At 63.2% G+C, this 12,775-nt stretch carries 11 protein-coding genes; 8 read left to right on the forward strand and 3 right to left on the reverse strand.

Annotated features, from left to right (window positions below; genetic code table 11):
- Positions 1 to 70: 70 nt before the first annotated feature.
- Positions 71 to 1,585, forward strand: a complete 1,515-nt coding sequence (gene ilvA, locus BLO80_RS21505; protein WP_092201326.1) for a threonine ammonia-lyase, biosynthetic — start codon at positions 71 to 73, stop codon at positions 1,583 to 1,585.
- Positions 1,586 to 1,753: 168 nt separating this feature from the next.
- On the forward strand, positions 1,754 to 2,182 hold the full coding sequence (locus BLO80_RS21510; protein ID WP_092329950.1) for a DUF2269 family protein: 429 nt from the start codon (positions 1,754 to 1,756) through the stop codon (positions 2,180 to 2,182).
- Between the two features lie 104 nt (positions 2,183 to 2,286).
- On the opposite strand, the gene BLO80_RS21515 is transcribed toward BLO80_RS21510, so the two are convergent.
- The gene (locus tag BLO80_RS21515) at positions 2,287 to 2,943 is read right to left on the reverse strand and encodes a histidinol-phosphatase (protein ID WP_092329948.1); all 657 of its coding nucleotides are present in this window, start codon (positions 2,941 to 2,943) and stop codon (positions 2,287 to 2,289) included.
- A gap of 143 nt (positions 2,944 to 3,086) precedes the next feature.
- Here BLO80_RS21515 and BLO80_RS21520 point away from each other — a divergent pair, with 143 nt between their 5' ends.
- Positions 3,087 to 3,566 (forward strand): RNA pyrophosphohydrolase, encoded by a 480-nt coding sequence (locus BLO80_RS21520; protein ID WP_003186867.1) that lies wholly within the window; start codon positions 3,087 to 3,089, stop codon positions 3,564 to 3,566.
- Between the two features lie 22 nt (positions 3,567 to 3,588).
- Positions 3,589 to 5,868 (forward strand): phosphoenolpyruvate--protein phosphotransferase, encoded by a 2,280-nt coding sequence (ptsP, locus tag BLO80_RS21525; protein ID WP_053180992.1) that lies wholly within the window; start codon positions 3,589 to 3,591, stop codon positions 5,866 to 5,868.
- Between the two features lie 132 nt (positions 5,869 to 6,000).
- Here the strand turns inward: ptsP and BLO80_RS21530 are convergent, their stop codons facing one another.
- The gene (locus BLO80_RS21530) at positions 6,001 to 6,747 is read right to left on the reverse strand and encodes an NRDE family protein (protein ID WP_092329946.1); all 747 of its coding nucleotides are present in this window, start codon (positions 6,745 to 6,747) and stop codon (positions 6,001 to 6,003) included.
- Positions 6,748 to 7,056: 309 nt separating this feature from the next.
- Between BLO80_RS21530 and BLO80_RS21535 the strand changes: the two genes are divergently transcribed.
- The 3 genes from BLO80_RS21535 to BLO80_RS21545 all read left to right on the forward strand — a co-directional run bounded on the left by BLO80_RS21535 (position 7,057) and on the right by BLO80_RS21545 (position 9,738).
- Complete coding sequence (locus tag BLO80_RS21535) at positions 7,057 to 7,839, forward strand: sulfite exporter TauE/SafE family protein (protein WP_092201404.1); 783 nt, start codon at positions 7,057 to 7,059, stop codon at positions 7,837 to 7,839.
- Between the two features lie 68 nt (positions 7,840 to 7,907).
- On the forward strand, positions 7,908 to 8,717 hold the full coding sequence (gene lgt / locus BLO80_RS21540; RefSeq protein ID WP_053214828.1) for a prolipoprotein diacylglyceryl transferase: 810 nt from the start codon (positions 7,908 to 7,910) through the stop codon (positions 8,715 to 8,717).
- 49 nt (positions 8,718 to 8,766) lie between these two features.
- Positions 8,767 to 9,738, forward strand: coding sequence for a thymidylate synthase (locus tag BLO80_RS21545; protein ID WP_092329939.1), 972 nt, complete (start codon positions 8,767 to 8,769; stop codon positions 9,736 to 9,738).
- Between the two features lie 145 nt (positions 9,739 to 9,883).
- On the opposite strand, the gene cadR is transcribed toward BLO80_RS21545, so the two are convergent.
- Positions 9,884 to 10,330 carry a Cd(II)/Pb(II)-responsive transcriptional regulator gene (gene cadR / locus BLO80_RS21550; protein WP_092201336.1) on the reverse strand — a complete coding sequence of 149 codons (447 nt, stop codon included), beginning with the start codon at positions 10,328 to 10,330 and terminating at the stop codon, positions 9,884 to 9,886.
- A gap of 86 nt (positions 10,331 to 10,416) precedes the next feature.
- Between cadR and BLO80_RS21555 the strand changes: the two genes are divergently transcribed.
- Positions 10,417 to 12,636, forward strand: a complete 2,220-nt coding sequence (locus BLO80_RS21555) for a heavy metal translocating P-type ATPase (protein WP_092329935.1) — start codon at positions 10,417 to 10,419, stop codon at positions 12,634 to 12,636.
- Positions 12,637 to 12,775: the final 139 nt, after the last annotated feature.

The raw sequence follows: 12,775 nt of genomic DNA on the forward strand, positions 1-12,775 counted from the left end.
CTGTGGTCGCCCGGCCAAAAGCCGGGTTAGACTCCCTGGTCCTGCCCAACCCGCTCAGTGATGCTTTCCGATGCTTGAACAGTACGTCAAAAAGATCCTCACCTCGCGCGTTTACGACGTTGCCGTGGAAACCCCGCTGCAGACCGCTCGCCAGCTCTCCGAGCGGCTGGGCAACAGCATCTTGCTCAAGCGTGAAGACTTGCAGCCGGTGTTCTCGTTCAAGATTCGCGGGGCCTACAACAAGCTGACCCAGCTCAGCGACGAAGAGCGCGCCCGCGGCGTGGTCACGGCTTCGGCGGGCAACCACGCCCAGGGCCTGGCCCTGGCGGCCAAGGTGCTGGGGGTCAAGGCGACCATCGTGATGCCCAAGACCACGCCGGAAATCAAGGTCGAAGGCGTGCGCTCCCGTGGCGGCAAAGTGGTGCTGCACGGCGATTCGTTCCCCGAAGCCCTGGCCTATTCGCTGAAACTGGTGGATGAAAAGGGCTACGTCTACATCCACCCGTATGACGACCCCCACACCATTGCCGGGCAGGGCACGGTGGCGATGGAAATCCTGCGCCAGCACCCTGGGCGCCTGGATGCGATTTTCGTCCCGGTGGGCGGTGGCGGGCTGATTGCCGGGATCGCGGCCTACGTGAAATACCTGCGCCCGGACATCAAGATCATCGGCGTCGAACCGGACGACTCCAATTGCCTGCAAGCGGCCATGGCCGCGGGCGAACGCGTGGTGCTGCCGACCGTGGGGTTGTTCGCCGACGGCGTCGCCGTGGCGCAGATCGGCCAGCACACCTTTGATATCTGCAAGCATCATGTGGACGAAGTGATCACTGTCAGTACCGACGAGATCTGCGCCGCCATCAAGGATATCTACGACGATACCCGCTCGATCACCGAACCTGCCGGCGCCCTGGGCGTGGCCGGGATCAAGAAGTACGTCGAGTCACGGGGCATCGGCGGCCAGACCCTGGTGGCCATCGACTCCGGTGCCAACGTCAACTTCGACCGCTTGCGCCACGTCGCCGAGCGCGCTGAACTGGGCGAAGGCCGCGAAGCGATCATCGCCGTGACCATCCCCGAGAAGCCGGGCAGCTTCAAGGCGTTCTGCGAAGCCGTCGGCAAGCGCCAGATCACCGAATTCAACTATCGCTACAACACCGGCAGTGAAGCGCACATTTTCGTCGGCGTGCAGACCCACCCGGAAAACGACCCGCGCAGCGCGCTGATCGCCAGCCTGACCGAACAAGGCTTCCCGGTGCTGGACCTGACCGACAATGAGTTGGCCAAGTTGCACATCCGCCACATGGTCGGCGGGCATGCGGCCCATGTCATCGATGAAGTGGTGCTGCGCTTCGAATTCCCGGAGCGCCCGGGCGCGCTGTTCAACTTTCTCAACAAGCTAGGTGGGCGCTGGAATATCTCGATGTTCCACTACCGCAACCATGGCGCGGCGGACGGCCGCGTGGTCGCGGGGCTGCAAGTGCCTCACGATGAACGCCACCTGGTCCCTGCCGCCCTGGAAGAAATCGGCTATCCGTACTGGGATGAAAGTGACAACCCGGCGTATCAGCTGTTCCTGGGGTGAACCCATAATTGCGACTGTTTGGACTGGGTGGACCTGTGGCGAGGGAGCTTGCTCCCGCTTGAGTGCGAAGCGCTCACTGCTTTTTGGGGCCGCTTCGCGACCCAGCGGGAGCAAGCTCCCTCGCCACGGGGGTCTAAGCTGTTGAGCAAGCCATAAGGAAATCGAACGATGGAAACGTTAACCGCGCTGAAAATCGCTCACGTCGTCGCCACGGTGTTGCTGTTGGCAGGCGCCCTGGGGCTGGCCGCCTGGGTCTGGCGCACGCGACGCAACGGCGATGCCACGGCGGCCGCGCGCACGCTGCAACGGCCGCGACTGTTCATCTGGCTGGTGATGATCCTGGCACTGGCGAGCCTGCCCTTCACCGGCTGGTGGATGGTTCATCAAGTCGGCTGGCCACTGGGCCAGACCTGGCTGCTGGCTTCCAGCGTGCTCTACACCTTGGCGGCGCTGGCGGGGTTCTGGCTGGTAGTGCGGCTGAACAGACTGCGCAAGCTGCCGGCGGCGGGCAATGGGAAATTTACCTTTGCCCTGGCGCTGTTCAGCGTCGTCTGCTTTATTGCCATTGCGGGGTTGATGGGGGCCAAGCCGGTTTAAGGCTCTGGACCGTGTCGCTTTCATCGCGAGCAAGCTCGCTCCCACAGAGGTTGCATGATCGACGCAAATCCCTGTGGGAGCGAGCTTGCTCGCGATAGCCATTTTCAGCCGCGCAACGAAATCACCGGCCAACCCCGCCTCTCGGCCTCGGCCCGAAGATTCGGATCCGGATCCACCGCCACCGGGTGCGTCACCGCCTCCAGCAACGGCAAGTCGTTCATCGAATCGCTATAGAAATAGCTGCCCTCCAACGAATGCCCGGTTTCTTCCAGCCAACGGTTCAACCGAGTCACCTTGCCCTCGCGAAAACACGGGATATCGGTGCTGCGGCCGCTGTAGCGCCCGTCGACCATCTCGCATTCGGTGGCGATCAGGGTTTCGACGCCCAGGCGCTCGGCAATCGGCGCGGTGACGAAGCGGTTGGTGGCGGTGATGATCACCAGCTTGTCGCCGGCGTCACGATGCTTTTCCAGCAGTTCGATGGCCTTGGGCAATACGATCGGCTCGATGCAGTCGCGCATGTAGTCCTGGTGCCACTGGGCCAGCACGTGCATTTCGGTACGACCGAGGATTTCCAGGCAAAAATTCAGGTACTCGGCGTTGTCGAGCTTGCCGGCCAGGTAATCCTCGTAGAACGCGTCGTTGCGTGCCTTGTACGTGACAGCGTCCAGAAAACCGCGCTCACACAGGTAATCGCCCCACGCGTGGTCGCTGTCGCCGCCCAGCAATGTGTTATCCAAGTCGAATAAAGCCAGCCGCATTGCAGTTACTCGCTGAAAAATCTGAAGAAAGGCGTCCAGAATACGGACTTTTCACAAGAGTGCACATAAGCTAGGGGCGCTCGTTGCTGCTTTCACAACCTTTGTGGAACAATGCGACGACATGCGTTTGCGAGGTTGTTGCCGTGATCGATCCCGATGGTTTCCGTCCCAATGTGGGGATCATTCTTACGAATGATGCTGGGCAGGTGCTATGGGCTCGCCGTATCAATCAAGACGCCTGGCAGTTTCCCCAGGGTGGGATCAACCCCCAGGAGACGCCGGAAGAGGCCTTGTACCGCGAGTTGAACGAAGAAGTGGGGCTCGAGCGAGAAGATGTCGAAATACTCGCCTGCACCCGAGGCTGGTTGCGCTATCGTTTGCCGCAACGCCTGGTCCGCACGCACAGCCAACCGCTGTGCATCGGCCAGAAGCAGAAATGGTTTCTCCTGCGCCTGATCTCCAATGAGCAGCGGGTGCGGATGGATTTGACCGGTAAACCGGAGTTCGATGGCTGGCGCTGGGTCAGCTATTGGTATCCGTTGGGCCAGGTGGTGACATTCAAGCGCGAAGTGTATCGACGCGCTCTCAAAGAGCTTGCCCCGCGCCTGCTGACGCGCGACTGACGACGGAGTTCGACCCCGAGCCATGCTCAATACGCTGCGCAAGATCGTCCAGGAAGTTAACTCCGCCAAGGATCTCAAGGCGGCGTTGGGGATTATTGTATTGCGCGTCAAAGAGGCCATGGGCAGCCAGGTCTGCTCGGTCTACCTGCTGGACCCCGAGACCAACCGTTTCGTGCTGATGGCCACCGAGGGCTTGAACAAGCGCTCCATTGGCAAGGTCAGCATGGCCCCCAATGAAGGCCTGGTCGGCCTGGTCGGCACGCGCGAAGAACCCCTGAACCTCGAAAACGCCGCGGATCACCCGCGCTACCGCTACTTTGCCGAAACGGGCGAAGAGCGTTATGCCTCGTTCCTCGGCGCACCGATCATCCACCACCGCCGCGTCGTCGGCGTGCTGGTCATCCAGCAAAAAGAGCGCCGCCAGTTCGACGAAGGTGAAGAAGCCTTCCTCGTGACCATGAGCGCGCAACTGGCCGGCGTTATCGCCCACGCCGAGGCCACCGGCTCGATCAGCGGCCTGGGTCGCCAGGGCAAGGGCATCCAGGAAGCCAAGTTCGTCGGCGTGCCGGGTTCGCCGGGCGCGGCGGTGGGCACGGCCGTGGTCATGTTGCCGCCCGCCGACCTCGACGTGGTGCCGGACAAGACCATCACCGACATCAACGCCGAGCTGGGCCTGTTCAAGACCGCCATCGAAGGCGTGCGGGCCGACATGCGAGCCCTGTCGGCCAAGCTGGCGACACAGCTGCGCCCTGAAGAGCGCGCGCTGTTCGACGTCTACCTGATGATGCTCGACGATGCCTCCCTGGGCAGCGAAGTGACCACCGTCATCAAGACCGGCCAGTGGGCCCAGGGCGCGCTGCGCCAAGTGGTGACCGACCACGTCAACCGCTTCGAACTGATGGACGACGCCTACCTGCGCGAGCGCGCCTCGGACGTCAAGGACCTTGGCCGCCGCTTGCTGGCCTACTTGCAGCAGGAGCGCCAGCAGACCCTGGTCTACCCCGACAACACCATCCTGGTCAGCGAAGAGCTGACCCCGGCCATGCTCGGCGAAGTGCCCGAAGGCAAGCTGGCGGGGCTGGTCTCGGTATTGGGCTCGGGCAACTCCCACGTGGCGATCCTGGCCCGGGCCATGGGCATCCCGACGGTGATGGGCCTGGTGGACCTGCCGTACTCCAAGGTCGACGGCATCCAGATGATCGTCGATGGCTACCACGGCGAGGTCTACACCAACCCCAGCGACGTGCTGCGCAAGCAGTTTGCCGATGTGGTGGAGGAAGAAAAGCAACTGTCCCTGGGACTGGATGCGCTGCGGGACCTGCCATGCGTGACCCTCGACGGCCACCGCATGCCCTTGTGGGTCAACACCGGCCTGCTGGCCGACGTGGCCCGGGCGCAGAAGCGTGGGGCCGAGGGTGTGGGCCTGTACCGCACCGAAGTGCCGTTCATGATCAACCAGCGCTTCCCCAGCGAAAAGGAACAGCTGGCGATCTACCGCGAACAACTGGCCGCGTTCCACCCGCAACCGGTGACCATGCGCAGCCTGGACATCGGCGGCGACAAGTCCCTGTCCTACTTCCCGATCAAAGAAGACAACCCGTTCCTCGGCTGGCGCGGCATCCGCGTGACGCTCGACCACCCGGAAATCTTCCTGGTCCAGGCCCGCGCCATGCTCAAGGCCAGCGAGGGCCTGAACAACCTGCGCATCCTGTTGCCGATGATCTCCGGCACCCATGAACTGGAAGAAGCCCTGCACCTGATCCACCGGGCCTGGGGCGAAGTACGCGACGAAGGCACCGACGTGCCGATGCCACCGGTAGGGGTGATGATCGAGATTCCGGCGGCGGTGTACCAGACCAAGGAACTGGCGCGACAGGTGGACTTCCTGTCGGTGGGCTCCAACGACCTGACCCAGTACCTGCTGGCCGTGGACCGTAACAACCCACGGGTCGCCGACCTGTACGACTACCTGCACCCGGCGGTGCTGCAAGCCCTGCAGAACGTGGTGCGTGACGCCCATGCCGAAGGCAAGCCGGTGAGCATCTGCGGTGAGATGGCCGGCGACCCGGCGGCCGCGGTGCTGCTGATGGCGATGGGGTTCGACAGCCTGTCGATGAACGCCACCAACCTGCCGAAAGTGAAGTGGATGCTGCGCCAGATCAACCTCAGCAAAGCCCAGGAATTGCTGGCGGAAGTAATGACCATCGACAACCCGCAGGTGATCCACAGCTCCCTGCAACTGGCGCTGAAGAACCTTGGGTTGGCGCGGATGATCAATCCGGCCTCGAACAAGACACTCTGATCCTGCGGCGCCCCTATCGCGAGCAAGCTCGCTCCCACAGTGGTTCTCGGTTGTTCACAAAATTTGTGTTCACTGACGATCTACTGTGGGAGCGAGCTTGCTCGCGATGAGGCCAGCAGTGACACAGCAAAACTAAGCCCTGACCTCCACCTCCCCCAAATGCCCCCCGTGGGGCCCGAAACTGCGCTCGACCATGTGCCGCGTCCCATCGGCATGGACAACCAGCGCCGTACTCGCCCGCGTCCCGTAGGCCGGACTGGCAATGAACACACTCGATAGCAGCATCTCGGTCGCCAGGCCCACGCCCGTGTCTGGCAGTTCCGCCACCGGCGCGGGTTGTGGGTCGTTCAGCAGCGCCAACAAGGCCTGGGGCTGCGGATCGTCTAGCACCTCGCCCAGGGCCGCCCGGGCCTTGAGCAATTTGGGCCATGGCGTGTTCAGCCCAGCGTTCGACAAACCATAGACACCCTCGGCCAGCCGCTGGGGCTGGGTATCGCGGGCGTTGTAGTGCCACAGCTCGGTGCCATCGCCGAGCAGCAGGTTGAAGCCACCATACTCGTTGGCGCGGGGCACGATTTCGCCGAGGTAATCGGCAATCGACAGATTCCCGGTCAGGAACCGCGCGACCAGCTCACCGCGCGACTTGAAGGCCGGCAACTGGCCCGGGTCACGGATATTGGTCAGGGCGGCAAAACGCCCTTCGGCGCCAATGCCGAGCCAGGTGCCACCGGCTTCGAGATCGCGCCCGGCATGGACATGGGGCGCGTCAGGCCATTGGGCCAAGGGCAAGGTTGGCCGGGCATAGAACTCGTCGCGGTTGGCCGCCACGATCAGCGGTTGGGCGTGGCCGGGTCGCCAGGCAAATACGATCAGGCACATCAGGTCGTCCTGTTAGAAAATGAACCGAACACTCCGCTTTTGTGGCGAGGGGATTTATCCCCGCTGGGCTGCGAAGAAGCCCCAAAACTATCGAATCAATCAACCTGGCAAATCCGGCTGTCAGGTTTTCAGGGGCTGCTTCGCAGCCCAAACGGGGATAAATCCCCTCGCCACAGAGGTTCCGCTCCAGATCATCTGTGGGTCACTCTACCCACACATCGCCCCGGCATCCATCGCCTTCAGTGGAGCCTGGGGCCCTGGATCCGTTACCATGCCGCTCTTATTTCGGGGATGGGCGGGGAGAGTCTGGTGGAATTTGTGCTCTATCTGCTGCTTGGCGCCTGCGCGGGGGTGCTGGCCGGGCTGTTCGGCGTGGGGGGCGGGATCATCATCGTCCCGGTGCTGGTGTTCAGTTTCACCCTGCAGGGTTTCGATCCGCAGGTGTTGACGCACCTGGCCGTCGGCACGTCCCTGGCATCGATCATCTTCACCTCGATCAATGCCGTGCGCGAACATCAGCGCAAAGGCGCGGTGCGCTGGCCGATTTTCGCCTGGATGACGGTGGGAATCCTGATCGGTGCCGGTTTCGGCGCGATCACCGCCGAAGCGATTTCCGGCCCGCACCTGCAAAAGATCATCGGCGTGTTCGCCCTGATCGTTGCCGTGCAACTGGCCTTGGACGTCAAGCCCAAGGCCAGCCGCACCGTACCGGGCAAGGCCGGGCTGACCGCGGCCGGCACCGTGATCGGCTGGGCCTCGGCGATTTTCGGCATCGGCGGCGGTTCGCTGACCGTGCCGTTCCTGACCTGGCGCAGCGTGCCGATGCAACAAGCGGTCGCGACGTCATCGGCCTGCGGACTGCCCATCGCCGTGGTCAGTGCGTTAAGTTTCATGATCCTGGGCTGGCACGATCCGCTGCTGCCGGCCCATAGTCTCGGTTTTGTGTATTTGCCGGCGCTGCTGGGCATCGCCTTGACCAGCATGGTCTTCGCCCGTTTCGGCGCGCGGCTGGCCCATCGCCTGTCGCCGCGTTTGCTCAAGCGGCTGTTCGCCGCCTTGCTATTCTGCGTGGGCTTGAGTTTTCTGTTCTGACGCAATCCTGGCTTAATCCCGAGGTGGCAGCGTCGCCCGGGCATTTTTGACGTTTACGAGGAATATCAATGCTGCCTTACCCGCAGATCGATCCGGTGGCCCTGGCCATCGGCCCGCTGAAAATCCACTGGTACGGCCTGATGTACCTGATCGGCATCGGCGGCGCCTGGCTGCTGGCGTCGCGCCGGCTCAACCGCTTCGACCCGACCTGGAACAAGGAAAAGCTCTCCGACCTGGTGTTCTGGTTGTCCATGGGCGTGATCGTCGGCGGACGCCTGGGCTACGTGCTGTTCTACGACCTGAGCGCGTACCTGGCCAACCCGACGCTGATCTTCGAAGTCTGGAAGGGCGGCATGTCGTTCCACGGCGGGTTCATCGGCGTGATGCTGGCGGCGCTGTGGTTCGGCAAGCGCAACAACAAGTCGTTTTTCGAGCTGATGGACTTTGTCGCGCCAATGGTGCCGATCGGCCTGGGCGCCGGGCGCATCGGCAACTTCATCAATGCCGAATTGTGGGGCAAGCCGACCGACGTGCCGTGGGCGATGATCTTCCCGCCGTTCAGCGACCCGGCGCAATTGCCGCGCCATCCGTCGCAGCTGTACCAGTTCGCCCTCGAAGGCGTGGCATTGTTCCTGATCCTCTGGCTGTTCTCGCGCAAGCCGCGGCCAACCATGGCGGTGTCGGGCATGTTCGCGCTGTTCTACGGGATCTTCCGCTTCATCGTTGAATTCGTCCGTGTACCGGATGCCCAGCTCGGCTACCTGGCCTGGAACTGGCTGACCATGGGCCAGTTGCTCTGCCTGCCGATGATCATCGGTGGCCTCGCGTTGATCTGGCTGGCTTATCATCGAGCGCCGGCTGCGGCGGCCAAGGTTTAAAATTCGAACCCCGGGGCGCTGGCCCCGGGTTCAAGGACACAGGTAACCCATGAAGCAATATCTCGATCTGGTGGCCCACGTCATCAAGAACGGCACCAAGCAAGCCAACCGCACCGGTGTGAATACCATCAGCTTCCCCGGCGCCATGCTGCGCTATGACTTGCAGGACGGCTTTCCGGCCATCACCACCCGCAAGATGGCCTTCAAGTCGGCCATCGGCGAGATGTGCGGTTTTCTCCGTGGCGTGAACAATGCCGCCGAGTTCCGCGCCCTGGGCTGCAAGGTCTGGGACCAGAACGCCAACGAAAACGCCCAGTGGCTGGCCAACCCGTTCCGCCAGGGCGACGACGACCTGGGCGAGATCTATGGCGTGCAATGGCGCAAATGGCCGGCCTACAAGCAGATTCCCCTGAGCAACCCGGCGGCCATCGAGCAGACGCTGGCCCAGGGTTACCGGCAGATCGCCGAAGGCGAAGAGAACGGCCAGGCCTACGTGGTGCTGTACAAGGCCATCGACCAGGTGCGCCAGTGCGTCGACACCATCATCAAGGACCCGGGCAGCCGCCGTATTCTGTTCCACGGCTGGAACTGCGCCCAGCTCGATGAAATGGCCCTGCCGCCGTGCCATCTGCTCTACCAGTTCCACCCGAATGTCGAGACCCGGGAAATCTCCCTGACCCTCTACATCCGTTCCAACGACCTGGGCCTGGGCACGCCGTTCAACCTCACCGAAGGCGCCGCCCTGCTGAGCCTGATCGGTCGCCTGACCGGTTATACACCGCGCTGGTTCACCTATTTCATCGGCGATGCCCACGTCTACGAAAACCACTTGGACATGCTCAACGAACAGCTCAAGCGTGAGCCGTTCCCGATGCCCAAGCTGGTGATTTCCGAGCGCGTGCCGGCGTTTGCCAAGACCGGTGTGTACCAGCCGGAGTGGCTGGAGTTGGTGGAACCGGGCGACTTCTCCCTCGAAGGCTACCAGCACCACGCGCCGATGACCGCGCCAATGGCCGTCTAAGCCACACCACCCGCCCCTGTGGGAGCGAGCTTGCTCGCGATGAGGCCCTTACATTCAACATAGAGGTTGACTGCCAGGCCGCTATCGCGAGCAAGCTCGCTCCCACATTGGATCTCCATGGGGTCAAGATCGGTGGCATGGGCACTCAATGCCCGTGACTGCGCCCCACATGCGAATGCTCCACCTCCGGCGCCACCGCCCCGCTCACCTCCAACCGCTGCAAGATCCCGCATTGATCCAGGTCCGGCCCTTCGCCACAGCGATGGCGCAGGTCGATCAGTTGCGTCTGCAGGGCCAGTAGGCCATCGATGCGGGCCTTGACGTGCTGGATGTGTTCGTCAATCAGTGCATTGACGCTTTCGCACTGGTCTTGGGGGCTGTCGCGCAGGACCAGGAGGCTGCGGATTTCTTCCAGGGTCATGTCCAGGGTGCGGCAGTTGCGGATGAACGTCAGCCGCTCGGCATGGGCCTGGGTGTAGACGCGGTAATTGCCGTCGCTGCGGGCCGGTTCCGGCAGCAGGCCTTCGCGCTCGTAATAGCGGATGGTTTCGACCTGGCAGTCGGTGATTTTCGCCAATTCTCCGATCTTCATGATGCGGCCTCCCAAATAGGTGCTTGACCCTATAGTGGCTACAGGGTCTTTACTGCGCAACAGGCACTTTTCACGGACGTCACCCGATGAGCGATTCCCTTCACACCCACAAACCCGACCACGGCCATGACCACGGGCATTCCTGCTGCGCCTCGAAAGCGGCGCCAGCGGTGGTCAACCTCGGCAAAACGCCGACGGACGGTGCGCGGCTGAGCAGTTTCCGCATCGAAGCCATGGACTGCCCCACCGAACAGACGCTGATCCAGAACAAGCTCGGCAAGCTTGAAGGCGTGCAGCGACTGGAATTCAACCTGATCAACCGGGTGCTGGGCGTGACTCACGATTTGCCCAGCGACGCGCCGATCATCCAGGCCATCGAGTCCTTAGGGATGCAGGCCGACCCGCTGGTCCCGGGCCAGAAACCGGAAACCAACGACCTGCCCGCCCCGGCCAAACCCTGGTGGCCGTTGGCGCTGTCCGGCGTGACGGCCTTGGGTGCCGAGCTGATCCATTTCACCAATGCCGCGCCCAACTGGGTGGTCGCGCTGGTGGCGTTGGTGTCGATCCTCAGCGGTGGCCTGGGCACGTACAAGAAGGGCTGGATCGCCCTGAAGAACCGCAACCTGAACATCAATGCGCTGATGAGCATCGCCGTGACCGGTGCCGTGCTGATCGGCCAATGGCCCGAAGCGGCGATGGTGATGTTCCTGTTCACCGTGGCCGAGCTGATCGAGGCCAAATCCCTGGACCGGGCGCGTAACGCCATCAGTGGCCTGATGCAGATGGCCCCGGAACAGGCCACTGTGCAACAGGCCGATGGCAGCTGGCAGGTGCAAGAGGTCAAGGCCATTGCCCTGGGTGCGCGAGTGCGGGTGCGCCCCGGCGAACGCGTGGGCCTGGACGGTGACGTGGTCGCCGGCCGCTCCACCCTCGACCAGGCACCGATCACCGGCGAAAGCCTGCCGGTGGAAAAAACCGTCGGCGACAAAGTGTTCGCCGGCACCATCAATCAGGCCGGCGAACTGGAATACACCGTGACCGCGGCGGCCGACCAATCCACCCTGGCGCGGATCATCCACGCCGTGGAGCAAGCCCAGGGCTCCCGCGCACCGACCCAGCGCTTCGTCGATCAGTTCTCGAAAATCTACACCCCGGCGGTATTCGCCCTGGCCTTGGCCGTGGCCGTCATCCCGCCGCTGTTCATGGGCGCGGCTTGGTTCGACTGGATCTACCGGGCGCTGGTGCTGCTGGTGGTCGCCTGCCCTTGCGCGCTGGTGATTTCCACGCCCGTGACCATTGTCAGCGGCCTCGCCGCCGCGGCGCGCAAAGGCATCCTGGTCAAAGGCGGCGTATACCTGGAGGGCGGCTACAAGCTCGACTACCTGGCCTTGGACAAGACCGGCACGATCACCCACGGCAAACCGGTGCAAACCGACTACGTGGCCCTGGACCCGACGGTGGAAAGCACCGCCCCGGCCCTGGCCGCCAGCCTCGCCGCCCGTTCCGACCACCCGGTGTCCCGGGCGATTGCCAATGCGGCGGTGGATAAGCAACTGGTCCCGCAGGTTGTGGATAACTTTGAGGCGCTTGCCGGGCGCGGCGTGCGCGGCGACATCGGCGGCCGGACCTATCACTTGGGCAATCACCGCCTGGTGGAAGACCTCGGCCTGTGCTCTGCCGAGCTGGAAGAAAAACTCTTCGCCCTGGAAAAACAAGGCAAGTCGGTGGTGCTGCTGCTCGACGCTACGGGCCCCTTGGCGCTGTTTGCCGTGGCCGACACCGTAAAGGACTCCAGCCGCGAAGCCATCCGGCAATTGCACGACCTGGGCATCAAGACCCTGATGCTCACCGGCGACAACGCCCACACCGCCGAAGCGATTGCCGCGCAGGTGGGCATGGATCAGGCGCGGGGCGACTTGTTGCCGGAAGACAAGCTGCAAGCCATCGAGGCGCTGTATGCCCAGGGTCACCGCGTCGGCATGGTCGGCGACGGCATCAACGACGCCCCGGCCCTGGCCCGTTCGGAAATCGGTTTCGCCATGGCAGCAGCCGGCACCGACACGGCCATCGAGACCGCCGACGTCGCGCTGATGGACGATGATCTGCGCAAGATTCCGGCGTTCATTCGCCTGTCGCGGCAGACGTCCAGCATCCTCAAGCAAAACATTGCCCTGGCGTTGGTGATCAAGGCGATTTTCCTTGGGGTCACCTTCGCCGGGCTTGCCACCATGTGGATGGCGGTGTTTGCCGACATGGGGGTGAGCTTGTTGGTGGTGTTCAACGGGTTGCGGTTGTTGCGCAAGTAAAAGGCTGGGTGGCCGGGCTGGCCTCATCGCGAGCAAGCTCGCTCCCACAGTGGTTCTCTGTCGCTCGCAGAATATGCGCTCACTGAGGATCCCTGTGGGAGCGAGCTTGCTCGCGATAGGGCTGCACAGCAGCCCTTAT

Origin of the sequence: Pseudomonas sp. NFACC56-3 (assembly GCF_900100025.1) — a bacterium.
GTDB lineage: Bacteria > Pseudomonadota > Gammaproteobacteria > Pseudomonadales > Pseudomonadaceae > Aquipseudomonas > Aquipseudomonas fluorescens_AA.